This window comes from Oceanobacillus sp. AG, from assembly GCF_009746545.1.
Lineage (GTDB): Bacteria > Bacillota > Bacilli > Bacillales > Amphibacillaceae > Oceanobacillus > Oceanobacillus indicireducens.
The window spans coordinates 55,241-77,129 of the sequence record NZ_WOWT01000021.1 but is presented as its reverse complement, the minus strand read 5'-3'; the positions used below and the strand labels follow the sequence as shown (position 1 = coordinate 77,129).

Here is a 21,889-nt window from a genome sequence, read left to right as displayed (position 1 = left end):
GTATTGTTGTTATATCAATTCCCATAATTTGCATGAGTAATACTCTGATTGGGCTTAGGATTTATTTTCATTATAGTTTGTGGATACGCAAAGCGTAGCCATGATTGTTTCAGTGGGGGGAAGGGATCCCCACTGAATGAAGTTTCACTTTATGGAGTAAGTATTTGTATTTAGCAATCTTTCCGCTTATGATAGTACTATATATTTTCTGTAAAACTCTGACAACTCAACTGGGAGAATGGAGGAATCCATCTTGATGACCTATACGATTGAAAAAACAAATACGAAAATTATTCCGCTGGAAGTGCCAGCACCTAACACGTTAAAGAGCATTAACTTTTATTTACTTCAAAAAAATGACCGGACGTTTTTAATCGATGCTGGCCTTGATAAAGATACCTACTGGGAATATTTACAGCAATCCATGCAAGCAAACGGAATCCAGTTCCGTGATTTGACGGCAATTTTATTAACGCATCATCACTTCGACCACGTGGGGCTTGTTCACCGGATTTCTAAAGAATACGATACTCCGGTCTATATCCACCCCTACGCACTACCGAAGATAAAAGGAGACCCGGAATTTTTATATAAAAACTATACATTCTTCGCTGATTTACTGAATAAATTAAATACTGGAGAATTCGGAGCAGAACAGGTAAAAGCTAGATACAAGCGGCAAATGAACAATCCGAAAACAGCTTTAAACTGGAATGTGAAAGCAATTGAATCAAGTACACTATTCGACTTTGATGTGATTGAAATCCCCGGACATGCGCCGGATCAAGTTGCGTTTTATTTACCAGAAGAAAGTATTATCTTCATCGGGGATTTATTAATCGATCATTTAAGGAGTAACGCCTTTGTCGAACCAGCACTGGATGGGACCCGAATCCCTGCCCTTACGCAACACGTAGCTTCGCTTGAAAAAATTATCGAGCTCAATCCGGAAACTGCCCTTTCTGGACATGGGAAGGTCATCTATGAACCTGCTAAACTAGCAAAAAGAAGGCTTGATGCGATTGAAGCAAAAGCAAAAAGCATCAAGTCCATCATCGAAGCAGGCATTACAACCGGAAGGGAAATCGTGAAAAAACGGCACCCAAACAAATACGAAGATATCTTCTTCACGCTCATGTCTGACACACTAAGCTTCCTCGACTACCTCGAAACAAAAGGCCAACTAACCAAAAAAGAAAAAAACGGAATCTGGCACTGGGACACGGGGTCAGAGCATTTGTCCCAAAAACACTACGGTAAATGGCAATGAAAGGAGTCTACACATTGGAACAACTATTACAACATTTAAAAGAAAACTTAACAGAAGATCAGGTAACAACGAATAAAACCGTAAGAGAATTACATGGTCGCGACGAAACATATCTTGCAGAGAGTCTACCGGACGTTGTCGTCTATCCGAAATCAACAGCAGACGTTGCCCACATTATTAAAGTTGCCCAAAAGTTTAATACACCTGTCACCCCTTTTGGAGTCGGGTCCAGCCTAGAAGGTCATATCATTCCGTACAAAAACGGAATCACAATTGACTTCTCTTTAATGAATAAAATCTTAGAAATTAAAGCTGAAGACTTGCTCGTGAAGGTCCAGCCTGGTGTGACGAGGGAACAGCTCAATAAAGAACTGAAAAAACACGGATTGTTCTTCACCGTCGATCCAGGAGCAAACGCAACACTTGGAGGTATGGCTGCAACGAATGCAAGTGGTACAACTTCTGTTAAGTATGGTGTGATGCGAGACCAAGTGAGAGATATGGAAGTTGTTCTTGCAGATGGCAGCATTATCCATACAGGAAGCTTAGCAACGAAATCATCTTCCGGCTATCATCTGAACGGACTTTTCGTCGGGTCGGAAGGTACACTCGGCTGTTTCACGGAATTAACATTGCAAGTATACGGAATTCCTGAGCATATTGTAGCAGCCCGCGCGGTATTCCCGGATCTCTCCGATGCTTTCCAGGCTGTAACATCAATTTTACAAGCTGGTATTCCAATTGCACGGGTAGAATTTGTCGATGAAGCATCGATCGTTCAATTAAATAAATTCAGCGATACAGATTACCCGGCAGTCCCGACACTTTTCCTTGAGTTCCATGGGAATGCAGAAGGTCTCAAGGCAGACCTCGCCTTTGCAAAAGAAATTATGGAAGATCAGAGCTGTCAGGAGTTTATTTCTGAATCGGATACAGCAGCCCGCAATCACTTATGGGAAGCTCGTCATAACTTGGCCTATGCCTTTGCTCATGATTATCCAGGTAAAAAAATGATGCTCACCGATGTAGCCGTACCGATTTCGGAACTAGCGAACGCTGCAATTTATGCACGACAGGAAGTTGATAAATTAGGGATACCGGGCGGAATTGTTGGGCACGTCGGGGACGGAAATTTCCATTCCATTCTAATGATTGATTTGGATAACGAAGAGGAGATCAGGAAGGCAAAAGAATTCAACAAAAACATTGTTCTCTATGCGCTGGAACGCGGTGGAACTTGTACGGGTGAACATGGTGTCGGGATTGGGAAAAAGCCATACCAAGAGCAAGAACATGGTGCTTCTCTTGAAATAATGAAGCAGATTAAGAAGACATTAGACCCGAATAACATCTTAAATCCAATGAAGATTGTAGATATCGATTAAGCGAAAGAAACGCATCGCAGCGGCTCAAACCCTTGAACCGTTGTGATGCGTTTTACTTTCCTCTAACCTATAAAATATATTTATCGATTTCTTTCACAAGGTCGACAAGCTGCGGTTTACTCACTTGTGCACTTGCTCCGACCTTTTCCCCCTTATGATATAAATCATCCGTGATCAGGGAGGAGAAAATAATGACCGGGATCCCTTTCAGACGATTATTTTGCTTTATCCGGTGGGTCAGATGATGCCCGTCCATCTGGGGCATTTCAATATCTGTCAGTACAAGCTGCACGATTTCTTCGGGATGGACCGATTGATCCTTCGCAAGTACTTCCAAATAATCCCAAGCTTCCTTCCCGTTTTGAAAAACTGTCACATTATCATAGCCGGATTTTTCCAATGTATCTTTAAGCAATGCCCGTAATACACTTGAGTCTTCTGCGAGAATAATTTTTTTCATCGTGCGTTCCCTCGGCCCTAACGCTTTAATACTGTCCACATTCCCGCCTAATTCCGGATTGATTTCGACGACGATTTTCTCAATATCAAGGAAAACCGCGAGCGTGTCATCATTAAGTTTAATCAAGCCTGTCGCATACGGTTGGTTACCTGTGGCGAGTTCGCTTGGCTTCTCAATTTGCTCCCAGGAAATCCGGTTGATACGCTTCACTTTATGCACCCGAAAGGCAATCTTGATCTGGTTTAGTTCGGCGATAATAAAATGATCTTGCTCTGGATTTATCGAATCCTCTTTATTTACAATGTCTGAAAGCTTGACTACAGGTATGATTTCTCCCCTCAAGTGGATGACACCTTCTACATAGTCAGGAGCTTTCGGAATGCTTGTAATCGGAATAGGAGTGATGATTTCCCTCGTTTTCAGCACATTAATCGCAAAGGTTTCATCCCCTAATTCGAAAAGGATAATTTCCAGTTCATTCGTTCCACTTTCTAATAAAATTCCATTGTTTATACTTTTTGTCATACCGATTCTCCTATCTCCAATACGTGAGATATTTTACACTATATTTTACGGTGTTGCCACCATATTTTCAATCGATATTGACATGAAGCATTTTATATATCAAAATCCCATCGCTGTGACATGGTAAATTCTAGCGGTTTTTTCATAATATGCAGCTCTCCAACCGGTGGAAATAGCTTTTTCCAGAAATCTGATTCATTACGATGTATGTTCCGCGAGACGTGAATCGGTGCTTTCTCTCATTTGCTTTTTCCGCTCGGTCATTCTTAAATAAAGGTTATTGCCGAGTAAGGAGACGATGATGAACAATGTACCGATATAATCATACGCAGTCAGGCTAGTGCCTTGGATAAATGAAATGGTCAGCGTTGTGATTGGTACAAAGTTAATGAATAATAGCGCATTAATCGGTGACAAGATCGTCACCCCGACATTCCAGCCTACAAGTGCAATAACTCCGGGGAAAATTGTCATAAATGCCAAATGTGGACTCGTCACAACTAGCGTCTCAACTGTTGGAACTGAAACATAGCCGGTAAGAGTTAAGATAGCAACGATAACTACCGCAGTTCCTGTCCCTAGCAAACAACTTAACGTGGAATAGCGTAAGGCAGACCAACCAGCAAACCGTGGTCCCCCCATCGTATAGACAACCCAGCCAATCACTGCAATTAATATTAACAAGGATGGAAACATATTGCTCGTTGCGCCGAGGAATGATTGGATATCTCCCTTTGTAATAACCAATACCGCCCCGACAAAAGCAAGAACGACGAATCCTAAGGTAAGACTTTTCGGTAAGCTTTTATATAGCAAAGAGACGATCACGATGGAGATCATCGGCATTAATGCTTCCATGACCGAGGCAACCATGATTCCAGACTCCCCTAATAAGTCTTCTCCCCAGAAGATCAGCAAATTATAAATGGTAAATGCCATTGTACCGAAAAACCATAGTTGTTTTCCATTTCCTTCCAAACGGAAAGCCTGCTTCCCTTCTTTCCATAATAAAAACGCCACTAAAATGACGCTTACACCTACATAACGAATAATAGTAAAATAAAATGGATCAATATGTTGAAACGCCGAATGGGCAACTGGGAACATCGCACCCCAGGATGCCGCGGCGATAAAACAAAGAATTGCTCCAAACCACAAACTCTTTCTCATTCCTGCCCTTTTCCCCTCTCTTTATCTATTCTATTACGATTGTCTAACACTTTAGGTATCTTGTAAAACGAATTAAAATGATGACATCCATCACTTTAAGTGATACCATTGAGTTGCTATAAGATTGAGGAGGAAAGTCATGGAATTAAAGGATTTGGAAATATTCCAAGTTGTGGCGAAGAAAGGGACGATTACAGCTGCAGCGAAAGAACTTCGCTACGTCCAATCCAATATCACATCTCGGATTCAAAAATTGGAAGAAGAATTGAACACACCTTTATTTAATCGCCACCGTCGCGGCATGACTCTGACACCGGAAGGAAAAAAGCTTTTGACATATAGTAAGGACATTACGTTGCTCGCCAAGGAAATGAAAAAGGCAGTGCAAAGTAAAGAAGAACCTGCCGGGAGACTCGAAATTGGCACAATCGAAACAGTCTTTCAACTGCCGAATATCCTTGCTTCTTTCGTTAAAAAGTACAAAAATGTCAATTTGTCGCTATATTCCGGAGTGACCGACCATTTGGAAAAACAAGTATTGGACCACCAGTTGGACGGTGCCTTTGTGACGGCGGGGAATTTCTCTCCAGAAATTGTGGCGCATGAAGTGATTGAAGAGGAACTTGTACTCATCGCCCACCACCAAGCAGATTTGACCGATGCAATCCAGGAAGAGCCGGTTCTTTGTTTTTCAAAAGGATGTGGATACCGGGCCCGCCTGGAGTCTTGGTATGAGGATGAGAATATTCATCCGAAGAAAATTATGGAGTTCGGTACATTGGAGACGATCCTCCGTAGTGTTGTCGTCGGACTGGGGATTGCCTTTGTTCCGAGATCATCCGTAAGTCATTTAGAAGAAAGTGGGCTGATCTCCTGTTATTCTTTACCGGATGCATATAGTAAAGTGAAAACAATGTTCATTCGGAGAGAAGATACATTCCTTACAAATACATTGCAGAAGTTTATTGAAACAATTGAAACGAATAAAGATATGGAGATTCATTCGCTTAAATATTAATACGAAAGACAGTTTTGCTAGTCATTATATTTACCTACTTTAAAATCTTACACCTTCTTTAACTATTTTAATTGACTAAAATTAGTAGTCCTAATAATCCTATAACGCAAACTGTACTAATTATAGCTAAGACATTTAAGACTTTATTTATTTTCTGTTTCTCTTTAAATATTTTGCAGAGTATAAAGTAAACCCCAATGCCTACCATTCCACCTAATGTATTACCTATAAAATCTGTGATATCGGATGCACCAATGGCAAATACGAATTGAAATATTTCAAACAATAAACTTACACTCGCTATTGGTGCAATTTTTTTCAAAAACGACCAATTTGGCTTCAACATGCTCAAATAAATTCCAAAAGGTATAAAAATAATGATGTTTAAAATAATCTCATCAAAATCAATTTGATTATTAATAATCGTCGAATCTGCAAAAGGGACTATATTAATATTTCTCATGTAAGGCAATTCATAAGAAGATAAAGCCATTTTAAACAAGATAATCCAAGTTAATGCAAGCAGATAGATAACTAGAAGACTAATAGTTATTACCCGTTGACGTCTTTTGATTTTTTCCACATTAAGCCGCTCCATCTGTTACCACCTTTTCCATTGTAAGAAGCATCGTACGGAGATAAACACTATACCCTGCTCCACCATTAAAACTACTTTCCCTAAATCTACTACCAGGTGGGGGATATACGGTCCATAAAACTCTAACATTCAGTGGGGGGAAGGGTCCCCCACTGAATGAAGTTCACTTTATCTAAGTCCATCATCCATATGGGCAAATCCGATGTCTGTATCAACCGCTCCGTAAACTTTCGATGTTGCTATATTTTCTCCCTGAAGCCAGCCAGAGAAATCAAATATAGTTGGTTCCCGATTTTCTCCAAGCGCAAGCCACGCTTGTTTTTCTTTTGGTAAATACGCAGACGTATGAATTGTTCCGGCCCAGCTTTTATATTGTTTAGAAAATACACCTTGCTCCGGATCATTCATAAAATGGAAGGCTTCCGCTACACTACCAAGAACTTCTTTTTCTGATATTTTTTCCAACCGGGCTTCAGAATCAACTAAATGCCGACGGTTCTCTTCTTTCAGGATTTCAAAATGGTTCGTACAGCTCTGCGCGCTCCGAACTGCGACACCTCGGGGACTTGTTTCAATGATGAATGTTTCTTCATTTGGGTCTAGTACGATATAGCTGAAACTATGTCGGTGCGGGATTTCTTTTAGAAAATCAATCGTTTCTTCGACTGTAGCACAAGTCTCAAGAAGCATCCGACCGATCATCCAGCAAACAAATCCTGCGCCGGGCTTTTTCCGATTAATTGCATTATATCCCATTACAAGACCTTTCTCATTCATGCCATCCATCCGACCGGTTATTCTCTGGGCAGGTCCGATTGTTGCGTATCCAGTATCAGTCGGCTCGTAAATATGATATCTTCCCTCATATGTTTTTGGATGGAAATCATAATTTCGCACCATAAAGTCTTTCCCGGTCACGATGGAACAGCCGCTTTTCTCAATGGGCAAGCGGTAGCCGGAAAAATCTCGCAAAATGATAGACATCGGGAGTTGCAATGCATCTTTCAACCCTTCAAGTTCTTCCCAAATTCCAGGTGCATATTTTGTAAGCATCTCTTTCGTTTCTTGTTCCTTTGCTGTAAACCTTGGCTGGCGCACTTTCCAGATCCGCTCCCGGTTTTTCATGATCAAGGAATCTTTGATTTGTTCACCGAGCATGAAGCCATAATCATAATGCGAACCACGAAACTGCACCACATCACTATAAATCCGCTTCAATCGTTTCCCTCCTCTATTACCATTGTACTTGAAAAGGGCTTCCGGGTCAGCCACGGGATATTGATACGCTTGGTCTGTGACCTGGAACCTTAAGATTACGCTAGGGCGGGAGCTATAGAGTCCAGTCACCTGACTTCACATGAAAATGGATTTTAATAAGAGTTGTCAGTAACCTAGAGCGCTAGTATTTTGCCGAGACAGGCATTGACAGGTCATTTCTGTGCTTTAACAGAGCAGTAAAAAGTAGTGGCTGGCACTAACAACTCTCATCATTACCCAACAATCATTCTCAAACAAAAAAACAGACACTGATCAACCGGATCAGTGCCCAATACATAAGCTATTTAGACCGCAAGTGGGACAAATGCTCTGACCCCCGTGTCCCACTTCGGTTACTTGCCGCGTTCTTGCATTCTTTCGTGTTCGCCTAGTGTGGAGATGTCGATTCCTTTCATGGCGGTACCTAATTCTTTGGACAGTTGGCCGATTAATTCATAATCCTCGTAATTTGCTGTTGCTTGGACGATCGCTTTGGCGAATTTCTCTGGGTTTTCCGATTTGAAAATTCCTGAACCGACAAATACACCATCTGCTCCAAGCTCCATCATTAATGCAGCGTCTGACGGGGTTGCAACTCCTCCTGCTGCATAGTTGGATACCGGTAATCTACCCGCTTCTTTAATTTGTTTTAAAATTTCATAAGGGGCACCAAGAAGTTTTGCCTCGGTCATTAATTCATCATCGCTCATCACAGAAACTTTTCGCACCTGTGCTTGAACTTGGCGCATATGACGGACAGCTTCTACAATGTTTCCAGTTCCAGGTTCACCTTTCGTACGAATCATTAAGGCACCTTCCCCAATTCGGCGAGCAGCTTCACCTAAATCTCTTGCACCACAAACAAATGGTACGGTAAAATCACTTTTCAGCAAATGAAATTCTTCATCTGCAGGTGTGAGCACTTCACTTTCATCGATGAAATCTGCTCCAAGTCCTTCTAGCACACGAGCTTCTACAATATGACCGATTCGAGCTTTTGCCATTACCGGAATATTTACAGCCTGGATTACTTCTTCGACAATGCGTGGGTCTGCCATCCGAGCTACTCCGCCTGCTTTTCGTATGTCTGAAGGCACACGCTCTAATGCCATGACCGCAATCGCACCGCTTTCTTCCGCGATTTTTGCCTGCTCCGCATTAACGACGTCCATGATGACCCCGCCTGTTTTAATTTTCTCCAATACTTCTGCATGTTTTGTCAGTCCTTGAATTGCCAACTGGACCACTCCTTTGATTTATTAGAATTTTAGTTTATTATAAGAGTATAGTGACACCATTAAAAGAACCAGATTATTAACTTTTGACAGGGTCAGATTGTAAGGAGGTCCCTAAATGAATATGTTAACTTGTCATTTAGAGCGAGAAAGTGAGATCCCGCTCTATGAACAATTATATAATTTTATAAAAAAAGAAATTATGGAAGGAAGAATTACGTATGGTTCGAAGCTTCCATCCAAACGGAAGCTCGCGGATTTTTTAAAGATAAGTCAGAACACGATTGAACAAGCTTACGATCAATTAGTCGCGGAAGGTTATATTGAGGCAAAACCAAGAAAAGGCTATTTCGTCCTCGCCTCGGAAGACCTCGAATATGTACAGCCAGCACGAACCATTCAGGAATACCAAATCGAAAAGAAACAAATCCGTTATGACTTCCATCCGAGCTGGATCGATACCGAGCATTTTCCCTTTGCCAAATGGCGGAAGTACGCGAAAGATATTATAACGAAGGACAATCAAGAATTACTTCTCATGGGAGATCCGCAGGGAGAGCTTCATTTAAGAGAGGAAATCGCGACTTATATTTATCAAGCCCGCGGGGTACAATGCTCTCCCGACGACATCATTCTCGGCGCTGGAATTGAGACTCTGTTGCAACAATTTATCCTGCTTATGGGGAGTAAGACTACTTATGGCGTGGAAGATCCTGGTTATCATGTCATGTCTCGAATGCTCAAGCACTATCCGAATAAAGTGTATCCTTTGCAGGTCGATAACGATGGGGTAAAAATTGGTGAACTCGAGCGAACACCAATTGATATTATGTACGTCACCCCGTCCCGGCAATTCCCTTTTGGTTCCGTACTTTCAGCCAACCGCAGGATTAAATTGCTGAACTGGGCAACGGAGAAGGATGACCGCTATATTATTGAAGATGATTATGACAGTGAATTCCGCTATACCGGTAAATCGATTCCGTCCCTGCAAAGTCTTGATCAGAATGAAAAGGTCGTCTATCTTGGCACCTTTTCCAAATCCCTGATTCCGTCCATTCGAATCAGCTATATGGTGCTCCCGAAGCACTTAATGAAATTTCACAGGAAAAAGTTATCTTATTTCCAATGCTCGGTCTCTCGTATTGACCAGCATATCCTCGCACAATTTATGAAAGAAGGCGATTTTGAAAGACATCTTAACCGGATGCGAAATGTGTACCGACGGAAAATGGAATTGACCTTAGAAACACTTGCATCGTATCAAGATTTTGTTGAGGTAATCGGGGACTTATCCGGCTTTCATGTTGTTTTGAAAATAAAAAACGGAATGTCGGAAGCAACACTCGTTGAAAAAGCTTATCAAGCAGATTTAAAAATATACCCGCTTTCCTTTTATGTGATGGAAGAGCAGTTCGGCACGGAACCGATTATTTTGCTCGGATTTGCGAGCATACCCGAGACAGAATTAGAGGAAGCGATTCAGTTGCTGATGGGTTGCTGGGAAACTCAGAAATAAGCCCTTGTTTACCAATATATATAGCGAGGAGGGATTGCTTTATGGACAAAGAATCGTACAAACGTCGAAAGCGAATGTTGTATCCACGTGACAACCTGAATGCCGTTGGGATGGATTAGCTGGAAAACAAGGATTTACTATTGAAGAACTTGATAACTTGATGACGCGGATCATTTTCGAAGCGAGAGATGAAAAAATCAAATATTCAGTATTCAAAAGTAAAATAAAAATATTAACTCACTTGCTAGTGTATAAACGTGACATTCGAAAACACTACGAACTGTCACGTTTTCTGTTTTACTTGAAAACCATTCCCTTCACACCCCCTCTCCTTATCGGGTACAATAGAAGTAATAAGCAATATAAATGAAGGAGGATTCCACCATGCGATGCGGTGAAAAATGTTTTCGCGTAACAATTGAGAAAGATAATGAAACAAAAAGTATCCCCGTTTACGCCAGAACACAAATCGAAGCAAGAAGAGCGGTCCGCAGAAAATACGGTAAGGAAATTGACATTCGTACCGTCCGAAAATAAATGCTTGATCGAGCACGAATTTTACCTGAATTGGTTCATCATACATACTCCCCGTTGACACCTCTTTTTCCCTAGTTAACTACCTATCCCTTCCATATATTTAAGCACTAAGCACCTTTCAGACTCACCTAAATTGTCGTATTATTAAAACGAGTTTATCCAGAGAAAGGGTGCTTGCATGCTAAAGAAAATAAAAATACTTACTTATCCACTTATGCTTTTATTTACTCTCCTTTTACTAAGCGCATGCGGGGATGATGATACGAATGAAGCAGAGAAATCTGAACCGGATGATCCAGACACGGCTGACGTAGAAGAAGATACAGGGAACGATGAAAGTAATGAGAGCGTTACTACCGGGGAAGCTGCTTTCACTGCGTTAGAACATCTGGAAGCAACAGCTATTATAGATGGGGATTTTGAAGCCGTAAAGATTGAGGAGGGCCCGTCTCCAAATAACTACTATCATTCCATCGCCAGTAACGGTCTCCTTATCATGGAAGATAATGATACTAGTCTCTATATGGATTATTTAGAAGGGACATGGGCAGGCTTAACAACTTCGATTGAGTCGTTGGAAAGTGATGCGGAAAAAGGTAGAATTACCCATTCAAACAACAGTTATACCGAAATACTTGATGAAAAATATTATTTTATAAGTTCTCTCCCAATTGGTGATAACGAATTTGACAGGGAAAACGCCTTATTAGAATTAGATATGGAGTCAAGGGAAATTAGAGAAATCCTGCCTGAAGAAGGATTCAACACCATTGCAAAAAATGAGGACACTCTTTTTGTCGGAACGGATGAGCGTATTTATGCAATTGACCTTGAGACGAACGAAATTCTTTGGGAAAATGACGATGGAATTAGCAGTAGTTGGTTTCCACAGTTTTCTCTGACAGATAATAATATCGTCTTCTCCAGTTGGGAAATCCTTGAAGTGTACTCCCAGGAAACAGGAGAACTCATTTACGAAGATGAAGGTTTCTTCTATGATGTCGCAACGGATGGCGATATGTTTTATGGTCTAATGAATGTTTCAGACTACGGTGATGGGGAAATTCAAATCATTTCTTTCCATGAAGAAGATGGAAGGCAGGAAGAACTGACAGAGGCCATTCCTATTGACCACGTCTATGATGAAAATAATGTTACACTTGATTTAATCAATAATCGCTTCTTTGTTAAAGTAGAGAACGGTATTTTAGCCTATGATGCGAGCTCATATGACCATCTTTGGACTGATGCTTACGGAACAATTGACGATCAAGATACGGATGATGATTTCAGTTATTATATGTACAGCGCTTATTCGGATGATTATATCTACATATACACCGAGGCATTAGGTAGCGCAAGCACGGATTCAAAAAACCTATTCAGTGTACTTGACGCAGCAACTGGAGAAGTTCTAGAACACTATCATCTTGGAAGTGATGCGGCAGCCGGACCATTTCTTGACGAAGCGACTGGAAAGGTCATGATATACTACAATGAAGGTGACACATCCACTGCTTACATTCGCGACATTCAGTAAGTTTTCTAGTACGAACCTAAATTTAGGCAAAGTTGTTTTTGGGGTTATGACCAAATACAGCTTTGCCTTTTTCCAGTTATAAAAATTTGACCATCTTCATATATATAATGGATAACAAGAATGGAGGAATCCATATGAAAGCAATTAGTGCTATTCTAATGGACTATCCGAGTTCCGCGCATCTTCACCGAGCATTAACCTCACTCTATAACATTAATTCCCAGCTACATTCCGTCACAATCCTGCAAGAAAAAGATATTCACCTTCCCATGCCTAAGAAGCAAAGCATGCTCCCAAATCCAGTTGTTCACACCTATCAACCAAATGGATTTGGAAAGCTTCTAAATGAAGTAATAGCACAACAAAAAAGTGAATACATCCTTTTTCTAAAACAGTCCGAGTATCTTTCTCCTAAAATCACAAATGAAGCACTCCAGTTGACCCCCTCCCAGGCGATCATGCAGCATAACTACTCCCTAAAGCATATTTCGCTGCCCTTCCCCCTCCTCGTCCGGACAGCATATTTACAGAATCATCCTTTTCTACTGGATCATCAGCTCCCTTTCAAAGATGCACTCTTTTCTGCATGGCTTTCCACCATGGATGATGCAGTGATAGTAGATAAAAAAGACCTAATAAAGCGGGCAACTGAAAGTACAACGCGCGACCGGATCGAAAAGCTCCAACTGCTTGAAAAATATCACTACAAGAAAAGCTCTACGGAACACCCGAGCCTTACCATTCTCATGGCAAACTATAATATGGAAAACTATGTGGAAGCCGCAATAACATCATGCCTTTTCCAAACCGAAAGGCCAGAACAAATTTGCATCATCGATGATGGTTCAACGGATGACTCCTATAAACACATGCAAAACTGGCGACATGAGCCCGTAATCCAATTATTCACCAAGGAGAATGCGGGAAAAGCAAAGGCACTCAATGATTTACTGCCTTATGTTACTTCTGATTTTATTTTAGAGCTCGATGCAGACGACTGGCTTGACGCGGATGCTGTTTCTGTAATCAAAAGTCATCTCCCTCATCTACCTGAAGATGTTGCTGTTTTATATGGTAATTTCAGACGATGGAAGCAGCGAGAAGGGAATATTCTGTTCAAAAGTATAACGACAGGAAGACCGGTTCATGAAAGAAAGGATTTATTGTCTTATCACTTCCCGCTTGGTCCACGAATCTACCGGACGGCTTCATTAAAAGCAATCGGCGGGTTTCCCATTGTTCCTTTTAAAAATGGCAGGTTGTTTGAAGATGTAAGTGTGCTAAACCATTTAATCACAACGTACCGTTTCCAATATGAAAATTTCACCGTTTATAATATTAGGGAACATAAGGAAAGTATTACACGAAAAAACAAGAAGCAGTGGTATGAATTTTTAAATTACTTATAAATGTTATGTTAAAAATCATTTTTCTTCATTGCCTTTGCCTTCAAAAAACCTGTTGATCGTTGAAATAATTAATCCCTGCTGCTGGGAGGTCATCATCGGATAAATTGGTAGGGCCAATATGCGATTTGCTGCTTGTTCCGCGACCGGGAACGCTCCTTTTTTATAATTCAAATAACGGAAAGCTTCTTGTAAATGTAAGGGGACTGGATAGTAAACCGCTGAAGCAATATGGTTTCTTGCCAATTCAGCCGCCAATTTATCCCGGTTATCCAGTTCGATACAATATTGATGGAAGGTATGCTCGCGACCACTCGGAACGTTTGGCTTCAATAAAAAGCCGGGTAAGTTTTTAGTATATCTTCTCGCGACTTCCTTCCTCTTATCCAAGAAAATATCTAAATAATATAATTTGACGAGTAAAATAGCTGCTTGCATCTCATCCAATCTGCTGTTCATACCAATTAAAGAATGATGATATTTTTTATCGCTCCCATGATTGCGGAGTTTGAGCATTGTTTCGTAGAGTGTTTTTTTATTCGTCGTGACAAGGCCCGCATCCCCGAGAGCTCCTAGATTTTTAGACGGGAAAAATGAAAAGCAGCCGATGTCTCCAATGGCACCAACTCGTTTTCCCTCAAACTCCGTGCCAATTGCCTGGCAAGCATCTTCAATCACACGTAAATTATATTTTTCAGCTAGGAACATGATCTCCTTCATATTTGCAGCCCTACCGTATAAATGGACAACTATGATTGCTTTTGTTTTTGGGGTAATAGCTGCTTCAATTTGGGCGGGATCCAAATTGTAGGTATCTGCTTCAATATCAACAAACACAGGAGATGCCCCAACTTCAGCAATTGCCTCAGCTGTGGCGAAAAAAGTAAATGGAGTTGTAATTACTTCATCTTTTGGGCCAATATTTAATGCTTTCAACGCCAAGACTAATGCATCCGTTCCATTCGCTACCCCGAGGGCATAGTTTGCTCCTACGTAGCCCGCGGCTAATTTCTCGAACATCTCCCCTTTTTCCCCAAGTACATAATTCCCACTATCCAACACTTCTGTTATTATTTCAAGAATAGGGGTACGTAATAAATTCAATTCTGCCTGTAAATCAACCATTGGAATCGGCTGCGTTATTTCTTCCTTCATTGGAATCCCCCCGTCCATTTCCGATTCCGATATACGTCATATTTAATTTATTTATTTCCTCTTCCTTTACTTTATTCCGACCGTCCAAAACGAGCTTGCAATTGGTGAACGCTGCAAAATCAAGATTCTCATATTCCTTATGGAAGGCTTGAATAATGATGGCATCTATTTCTTCAATCACCGAATCACTCAACTGTAGAGGGAGGACAGCATAACGTTCTATTTCACTTGTTGTAAACTGAGGATCATGGACAAAGATATTTGCCTTTGCTCGCTTAAGCTTATCAATGAGCATGAGCGCCGTAGACTTTGTAGGCTCTTTCACATTTTCCCGGTAAGAAAGCCCGAGGATAAGGATATTTTTATCCTGGAAAGTCCCTAACTCTTCTTCCATCTTCGCTAAGGAATAGTCAGCCATTTGATCATTAATCGTTCTCGCTAAGGGGGTTAGCCCACTAGTTAAGCCTTTATTGATGAAAAAGTAAGGATAGATTGGAATACAATGACCGCCAACGCCAATTCCGGGGTGATGAAGATGCGAATAAGGCTGACTATTACTTACTGTAATCACTTCATTGATATCAACATTTTTCTCATCCGCAAACATAGCCAATTCATTCGCGAGGGCAATGTTGACGTCCCGGTAAACGCATTCTGCTACTTTGGAAAATTCGGCTGTTTCGAGTGTACTTACATCTATCAGCTCACACCCTAGAGACTTCGTATAAAATTGTTTTGCTAATGAGAGACTTCTTTCATCCAACCCGCCAACGATTTTAGGATAGCTCTGTAGATCGCGGATGATCCGATTCGAGTAAACTCTTTCCGGACTGTAGGCAAGATGAAAATCTTCCCCCATTTTCAAACCTGAAACTTCTTCTATTTTCGTACCAAATCTATTGCGCGTATCGCCCGGTGCAAGTGTTGTTTCAAATATGATAAGAGAGCCTTTCTTTAATCCTTTCGCTATGTCCAGCACCGCTTGATCAATGAACCGATAGTCTATACGATTATCATCATCAATGAGAACAGGGACAATGACAATTATGATATTCGATTGTTGAACGGCCTCTGCAGTCCGCTTCGTTGCAGACAACATTTTACTATTATGAGCTTCGGAAACTAATTTTTCTAAACCTGGCTCATTTTTAATATGGGAAATCCCTTGATTGATCGATGATACAACATCTTCATTAATATCAGCACCATGCACATTAAACCCATTATTCGCAAACACTGCTGCTAATGTCAGTCCGATTTTACCAAGCCCGATTACAGCTACTGAATCGGTAGGTAAACTAGAATAGTCTGCCATACCATTCCCTCATTTCTTCATTAGTATGTGATACTTTATGTCATATATTGTTTCATTGATTGTACGTATGATTAGAAAAATAGAATCTGGTTTATCCTCATCATTCATCCACCTTCGTTAAGCTCATCATAAATAGATAGAAGCCGCTTTTCCATTTTTGCCCAACTGAATCTCTCTTCCATTACCTTTCTCGCTTGAAGACTCATTGCATGAATTTGCTTTCGGTTGAAGTTAAGATCGAGCAAACCTTTAGCATAATCTTCCGCGGTTGCTTCACGCCCTTTAACGACATAACCGCAATTATATTTCCGAATAAATTCTTTCATATCGTCACATTGATTCACAACTACCGGCAGGCCATTATTTAAATAGCTGAAGAATTTATTCGGCATTGCATATCGATTGTTCAAAGACCCTTTCGCATCCAAATCCACCCAACCCAAATCTGCTCCTTTCATCTTTTCTGGTATCTCCTCATAATCGACCCAGCCAGTTTGGATAATCTTATCCTCTAGGTGAGATGGGATTAAAAGAGGGTTCTCTGATTTTTTATTTCCACCAATCAGAATGACTTTGAGCGGGAACTGTTCATTACATAATTCTGTTATCTTCATTAACTTATGGAAGCTGCCTCTTTTTCCATTCATGACGCCTTCATACACGAGAACGAGCTGCTCATTCTTCCCTTGTCCTGGATGATAACCATTACTAAGTGGAGGTGTGTTGTAAATAACTTCTACTGATAAGGCTGCGTCCAGTGAATGGAAATCCCGTTTAATCGATTCGGAAACAGTTATTATCGTGTCTGTTTCATTTAACATCAGCTTTAACATGTCGCGCTTAATTTGTTCTGTCCGACTTGCTTGTTTCAAGAGCGGGTCTGGATCGACTTCATGGCTATCATATATTAATTTGCTTTGCTTTCCCCGAGATGAGAGTGCCCGTTTTACTTGAACACCAGTATACAGAGAGTAAAATTCATGTGCATGATAAATATCAGCCTGCTGAGCAATCGCCAATTGAATAAATCGGTCTGTATAGAGAATGTCTTTATTTTTTTTAATCGTAGTATAAAGTTTTTTTAACTGTTTTTCATGGTGGATTTCCTCATATGTTAGGATTTTGATGCCTTCATGAGAGAATTGTTCTTCCCTGAAATGCTCCTTAAACAGTGTACCGTCCACATCGAATAAATAACCATTCCTACGAGGTACAATCATCGTCACTTGAAATCCCGCTTTTACGAGACTTTTAGCTTCCTTCTTAAAGATTCTCGCATCTAAAAAAGGATGCTCCGATACTAATATACATACATGTTTCACGATAATTCTCACTCCTAACTGCACGAACTCCTGAACAACTAAAAACTTAAAGAATAAAATATAGAAATTGCTTGAGAAAGGAAAGTAGATGATGAAAGCATTGACGATTGTAGGTGCAAGGCCCCAGTTTATTAAAGCATGTATGTTGTCTAAAGCTTTTAAAAGCTATCCTCATATCAAAGAGATTATCGTTCACACGGGACAACATTATGACTATAATATGTCTGATGTTTTCTTTAAGCAGTTAGATATTGCTGAAGCGGATTATAATTTAGCTGTCGGCTCTGGGACCCATGGTGAACAAACTGCCAACATGTTGCTGAAATTAGAAAAGTTAATGATGTCTGTAAAACCGGACGTAGTAATTGTGTATGGGGATACAAACTCTACTGTAGCCGGAAGTCTCGCTGCAGCGAAACTCCATATTCCCATTGCTCATATCGAAGCTGGTCTTCGCAGTTTTAATAAAAAAATGCCCGAAGAAATGAATCGAATCATTACCGATCATTTATCTGATTATTTATTTTGTCCAACGGATTATGCTGTGGAAAATTTAAATAAAGAAGGAATTAAGCAAGGTGTCTATCGAACGGGAGATATCATGTATGATACGATTACACATTTTAAACCTTTTGCAACAAAGCACTCTTTCTTATTGGATAATTTAAAACTTAAGGAAAAGGACTATTATTTAGCAACAGTCCACCGAGCAGAGAACACAGATGACCCTACCCGTTTAAAAGCAATATTCCGGGCCTTTCAGCAGTTGGATAAAGTTGTCGTCCTCCCCTTGCACCCACGAACAAAAAGTAAAATTATGGAATATCAATTGGATGATCTCGTCCGCTCTCCCAATATTAAACTCGTTGATCCTTTGGATTATTTTGGTATGCTCGCATTGGCTGCAAAGGCAGATATTATTCTCACGGACTCAGGAGGCTTACAGAAAGAAGCTTGCATGCTTCAAGTACCGTGCGTCACCCTTCGTGAGGAAACGGAATGGCTGGAAACAGTGGAATCCGGCTGGAACAAACTAGCTGGTGCCGACTCCCAAACAATAATCGATACTATTCAAAATATACAGCGACCAACAGCAAATCAATCTCTTTATCGTGCAGGAGCTGCCCACAAAATCGCTAATATACTTCTCAAAGAATTTTAAAGAATAATGGAAGAGGTGACCAGCAAGTTCACCTCTTTTGAGTTATAATTTCTTGTAAACATCGATATATTGATGAATGACATTGGTCGCACTGTGATATTTTTTCACGTAAGCCCTGCCTTGGACACCTAATGCTTTCCATTGTGCCGGGGTATGAAGCAAATCTTTCAGTACATCAGCAATATTAGCTGGATTAGCATTCACAACTGGAAATTCTTCCGGATATTTACTTACAAGATCTTCCCTTATATAGCAAATAACCGGTTTTCCTAATGCCATCGCTTCTGTGGTAAGGTATCCCGCTGCTCCAATTCGTAATTGATCTATCACAAGATCCGCTTCAGATAAAAGCTTCATCGTTTCCGCATGATTCAGGCCTTCAATTAGCTTAAATTCAAAAGACATACCTTCATTCTTCAACTTCTGAACAGCATCCAGTACAAACTCTGTTCCCTTTAAATTCCGTTTGGTCGGGGCGTGGACGACAAGAGGGTTTTGTTTAATAGTAGGGTAATTCGGCTTTAGCTTATGGATATCAATAATGTGGGGAATAACATGTGTATGCTTATAATAATCTTTTACATAGGTTTCTATTTCATAATCAAGCGCGATCGCATGATCAACATAGGATGAAAGCTTCGTCAGATTCTCTCTAATTCTTTCTTCTGTCCATTCATTTTTCACACGCACATACGGATTTTTCTCCTTTGCAACAGAAAGGATACGGGCATCCGATCCCCTGTGGTGGACGACCATCTTCTTTCCCGCTTTATGAAGCGTCTCTAAATCACGCTTATCAGGAAAGAATGTGCCGCCAAAATGAAAATGAAAAACATCATAATCCTCGATAGCTTTCTTAAAAAACTTTTGAATCTTTTCCAACCGTTTGTGTTTTGGAATATCCTGTAGATTTAAGCAAATATCTGATTCAAACTGGTAACGATTCGCATAAAAATGGCATGCCGTCGCGTCAATGCCTTGCAGACGCAATGAGCGACATAGATTGATCATTGGTAAGCCGCCCTCCGGAATATGCAACACGCGCATCTATCTCACCTCGATTCTACCGTTACGGAGTTGGTAAAAGTTTTGCATAAACACCGGCCAACCGTTTCTCCATTTCCTCCCATGAATAGATTTCCTCCATTACTTTCCTTCCATTCTTACTCATCTTCTCTAATTTTTCCGGATTTCGCTTGAGATAAAGAAATGCGTTCGCAAAATCTTTTGCGTCCGCTTGCTGCTTTTGGATCACATAACCGCATTTATGCTTTCGGATGAAATTTTCCATCTCCTGACATTTATTTACGACGACCGGAACCCCGTTATTCAGATAACTGAAAAATTTATTCGGTAGCGCATAATCACTATTAAGCGAATAATGCACCTCTTCCAAGTCAATCCAACCGATATCAATAGCTTGCATATGCTTCGGAATCGAATGGTAATCCACCCAGCCCGTTTGCTTGATGATCGTTGTAAGATGCTTCGGGATTTTAAGTGGAGTTCCAAACTGGCTGCCACCAATAATCTTAAATTGAAAGTCTAGTTTCTGAGAACATATTTCTGAAATTCCGAAAATCTTTTCCTGATTGCCTTTATGATGTGTAATATTTCCTTCATAACCAACTGTTAACTGACTTCCTTCATAAGCTTTTAGCTCAACGTCTTTGATAAGTGGAGGTGAATTATAAATCACCTCAATCGGTAAATCCGGCATTCGTGCTATATACCAATCCTTGATTGAATCGGAAACGGTAATCAAGTAATCGACTTCTTTCAACATGATGAACAGCTTATCTTCTAAGTTTTTCCTTTTTTCTTCAGACGTTCTTGGATGAAGCGGATCAGGTGTCAGCTCATGACTGTCGTAAATTAATTTTACCTTCTTTCCCTTCTCCTTCTGCATCCGCCGTTTAATACCAATTCCAGCAAAGAGCGATAAATATTCATGGGTATGATAAATATCCGCATCTTCTGCCATCGCCAAATTTGTTAGCGGATTATTGAAGCCTTCCGTTTCCCAAACATCTTCACTACTTAACACTTTATTCAATGATTTTCTCGTTTTTTCAGCGTGATAAGTGACTATTTTTATCCCTTCATGGATGAACACGTTACTTCTAAAGCTTTTTTTAAAAGGTGTGCCATCAATATCAAATAAATTACCATTTTTCCTAGGTACAATCATCGAGACGTCGTACCCCATCTTTTGTAGACTTTTGGCTTCCTTTTTAAATATCCTCGCATCCAAAAACGGATGATAGGCAACAACCATACAAACCTTTTTGGACATCTCGATTCATCCTTTCCTTTAAGAAGAGGCTAGTAGATTCAGGCATCAATTTCTTTAGCTGGTACCCCTGCAACAATTATATTTGTATCAACGTCCTTCGTAACGACAGCACCTGCTCCAACAATTGTATTCGAGCCAATCGTTATACCTGGCAACAAAGAGGCATTATTGCCAATCTTTGCTCCTTGTTTAATACACGGTCCCTTCAAAGTGTATGCTTGTGCTCCCATGTATTTATCATTGGACATGGAAACACAAGGACCGATGAAAACATTATCCTCAAGAGTTGTATCACCTGTCACATAGGCTTGGGTTTGAATCGTGCAGTTCTTCCCAATCGTCGTGTTCAATTCAATAATCGCGGCTCTACCTATGACCGAGCCTTCTTCAATGTGGACATTTTCTCTAATGCTTGCGTGATCCCCAATAAAGACATTTCTCCCGATTGTACTGCCGGCATAAATTGAAACAAGATGCCCGATTTTCGTACCTGCTCCAATAATCAAATTACGCTCTATAGGTGATTCTTTTCGCATTTTCTCATTTGCCGCCGGTTGAATTCCAACGACACAATTACTACCAATCGTGACATGATCCCCAATTTGTGTTCCTTGCAAAATAACGGTATGATGGCCAATCACAACATTCTCACCGATAGAAACTCCGTCTTCGATTACGACGTGATGACCTAAATGGGTACTTTTAGGTATACTTGACAA

19 protein-coding genes are annotated in these 21,889 nt (G+C 40.6%); 8 read left to right on the top strand and 11 right to left on the bottom strand.

Features of this window, described 5'->3' with window-relative positions; genetic code table 11:
- Nucleotides 1-256 precede the first annotated feature (256 nt).
- Both GN217_RS12335 and GN217_RS12330 read left to right on the top strand, forming a co-directional pair.
- On the top strand, nucleotides 257-1,270 hold the full coding sequence (locus tag GN217_RS12335; protein ID WP_232334427.1) for an MBL fold metallo-hydrolase: 1,014 nt from the start codon (nucleotides 257-259) through the stop codon (nucleotides 1,268-1,270).
- Nucleotides 1,267-2,655, top strand: a complete 1,389-nt coding sequence (locus GN217_RS12330; RefSeq protein ID WP_156856986.1) for an FAD-binding oxidoreductase — start codon at nucleotides 1,267-1,269, stop codon at nucleotides 2,653-2,655. The genes GN217_RS12335 and GN217_RS12330 overlap by 4 nt, the downstream gene beginning before the upstream one ends.
- A gap of 67 nt (nucleotides 2,656-2,722) precedes the next feature.
- Here GN217_RS12330 and GN217_RS12325 read toward each other — a convergent pair whose 3' ends face one another.
- The gene (locus GN217_RS12325) at nucleotides 2,723-3,640 is read right to left on the bottom strand and encodes a chemotaxis protein (RefSeq protein WP_156856979.1); all 918 of its coding nucleotides are present in this window, start codon (nucleotides 3,638-3,640) and stop codon (nucleotides 2,723-2,725) included.
- A gap of 198 nt (nucleotides 3,641-3,838) precedes the next feature.
- On the bottom strand, nucleotides 3,839-4,810 hold the full coding sequence (locus tag GN217_RS12320; protein ID WP_156856978.1) for a DMT family transporter: 972 nt from the start codon (nucleotides 4,808-4,810) through the stop codon (nucleotides 3,839-3,841).
- 139 nt (nucleotides 4,811-4,949) lie between these two features.
- Between GN217_RS12320 and GN217_RS12315 the strand changes: the two genes are divergently transcribed.
- On the top strand, nucleotides 4,950-5,828 hold the full coding sequence (locus tag GN217_RS12315; protein ID WP_156856977.1) for a LysR family transcriptional regulator: 879 nt from the start codon (nucleotides 4,950-4,952) through the stop codon (nucleotides 5,826-5,828).
- A 67-nt stretch (nucleotides 5,829-5,895) separates the two neighbouring features.
- Here the strand turns inward: GN217_RS12315 and GN217_RS12310 are convergent, their stop codons facing one another.
- From GN217_RS12310 to pdxS, 3 genes are all read right to left on the bottom strand, one after another.
- On the bottom strand, nucleotides 5,896-6,426 hold the full coding sequence (locus tag GN217_RS12310) for a VanZ family protein (RefSeq protein ID WP_305080914.1): 531 nt from the start codon (nucleotides 6,424-6,426) through the stop codon (nucleotides 5,896-5,898).
- 168 nt (nucleotides 6,427-6,594) lie between these two features.
- Nucleotides 6,595-7,644 carry a C45 family autoproteolytic acyltransferase/hydrolase gene (locus GN217_RS12305; RefSeq protein WP_156856976.1) on the bottom strand — a complete coding sequence of 350 codons (1,050 nt, stop codon included), beginning with the start codon at nucleotides 7,642-7,644 and terminating at the stop codon, nucleotides 6,595-6,597.
- Nucleotides 7,645-8,036: 392 nt separating this feature from the next.
- Complete coding sequence (gene pdxS / locus GN217_RS12300; RefSeq protein ID WP_255454389.1) at nucleotides 8,037-8,921, bottom strand: pyridoxal 5'-phosphate synthase lyase subunit PdxS; 885 nt, start codon at nucleotides 8,919-8,921, stop codon at nucleotides 8,037-8,039.
- Between the two features lie 115 nt (nucleotides 8,922-9,036).
- Here pdxS and pdxR point away from each other — a divergent pair, with 115 nt between their 5' ends.
- From pdxR to GN217_RS12285, 4 genes are all read left to right on the top strand, one after another.
- Nucleotides 9,037-10,437, top strand: coding sequence for a MocR-like pyridoxine biosynthesis transcription factor PdxR (gene pdxR / locus GN217_RS12295; RefSeq protein WP_156856975.1), 1,401 nt, complete (start codon nucleotides 9,037-9,039; stop codon nucleotides 10,435-10,437).
- Between the two features lie 384 nt (nucleotides 10,438-10,821).
- A complete protein-coding gene (locus tag GN217_RS18710; RefSeq protein WP_198042648.1) occupies nucleotides 10,822-10,974 on the top strand; it encodes a hypothetical protein in 153 nt (50 codons plus the stop codon).
- A gap of 178 nt (nucleotides 10,975-11,152) precedes the next feature.
- The gene (locus GN217_RS12290; protein ID WP_198042647.1) at nucleotides 11,153-12,514 is read left to right on the top strand and encodes a PQQ-binding-like beta-propeller repeat protein; all 1,362 of its coding nucleotides are present in this window, start codon (nucleotides 11,153-11,155) and stop codon (nucleotides 12,512-12,514) included.
- Between the two features lie 134 nt (nucleotides 12,515-12,648).
- Nucleotides 12,649-13,923, top strand: a complete 1,275-nt coding sequence (locus GN217_RS12285) for a glycosyltransferase family 2 protein (RefSeq protein WP_156856973.1) — start codon at nucleotides 12,649-12,651, stop codon at nucleotides 13,921-13,923.
- A gap of 15 nt (nucleotides 13,924-13,938) precedes the next feature.
- Here the strand turns inward: GN217_RS12285 and GN217_RS12280 are convergent, their stop codons facing one another.
- The 3 genes from GN217_RS12280 to GN217_RS12270 all read right to left on the bottom strand — a co-directional run bounded on the left by GN217_RS12280 (nucleotide 13,939) and on the right by GN217_RS12270 (nucleotide 17,712).
- Complete coding sequence (locus tag GN217_RS12280; protein WP_156856972.1) at nucleotides 13,939-15,075, bottom strand: DegT/DnrJ/EryC1/StrS family aminotransferase; 1,137 nt, start codon at nucleotides 15,073-15,075, stop codon at nucleotides 13,939-13,941.
- Nucleotides 15,038-16,390, bottom strand: a complete 1,353-nt coding sequence (locus tag GN217_RS12275; protein WP_156856971.1) for a nucleotide sugar dehydrogenase — start codon at nucleotides 16,388-16,390, stop codon at nucleotides 15,038-15,040. The genes GN217_RS12280 and GN217_RS12275 overlap by 38 nt, the downstream gene beginning before the upstream one ends.
- Before the next feature lie 104 nt (nucleotides 16,391-16,494).
- The gene (locus GN217_RS12270) at nucleotides 16,495-17,712 is read right to left on the bottom strand and encodes a glycosyltransferase (RefSeq protein ID WP_156856970.1); all 1,218 of its coding nucleotides are present in this window, start codon (nucleotides 17,710-17,712) and stop codon (nucleotides 16,495-16,497) included.
- A 91-nt stretch (nucleotides 17,713-17,803) separates the two neighbouring features.
- Between GN217_RS12270 and wecB the strand changes: the two genes are divergently transcribed.
- Entirely contained in the window at nucleotides 17,804-18,874 is a 1,071-nt protein-coding gene (wecB, locus tag GN217_RS12265) for a non-hydrolyzing UDP-N-acetylglucosamine 2-epimerase (protein ID WP_156856983.1), read from the top strand.
- 42 nt (nucleotides 18,875-18,916) lie between these two features.
- On the opposite strand, the gene GN217_RS12260 is transcribed toward wecB, so the two are convergent.
- Genes GN217_RS12260 through GN217_RS12250 form a run of 3 tightly spaced genes read right to left on the bottom strand, consistent with a single transcriptional unit; the run spans nucleotide 18,917 to nucleotide 21,889 of the window.
- Nucleotides 18,917-19,921 carry a glycosyltransferase family protein gene (locus GN217_RS12260; RefSeq protein ID WP_156856969.1) on the bottom strand — a complete coding sequence of 335 codons (1,005 nt, stop codon included), beginning with the start codon at nucleotides 19,919-19,921 and terminating at the stop codon, nucleotides 18,917-18,919.
- Nucleotides 19,922-19,943: 22 nt separating this feature from the next.
- Nucleotides 19,944-21,170, bottom strand: a complete 1,227-nt coding sequence (locus tag GN217_RS12255; RefSeq protein WP_156856968.1) for a glycosyltransferase — start codon at nucleotides 21,168-21,170, stop codon at nucleotides 19,944-19,946.
- A gap of 38 nt (nucleotides 21,171-21,208) precedes the next feature.
- Nucleotides 21,209-21,889, bottom strand: a complete 681-nt coding sequence (locus tag GN217_RS12250) for an acyltransferase (protein ID WP_156856967.1) — start codon at nucleotides 21,887-21,889, stop codon at nucleotides 21,209-21,211.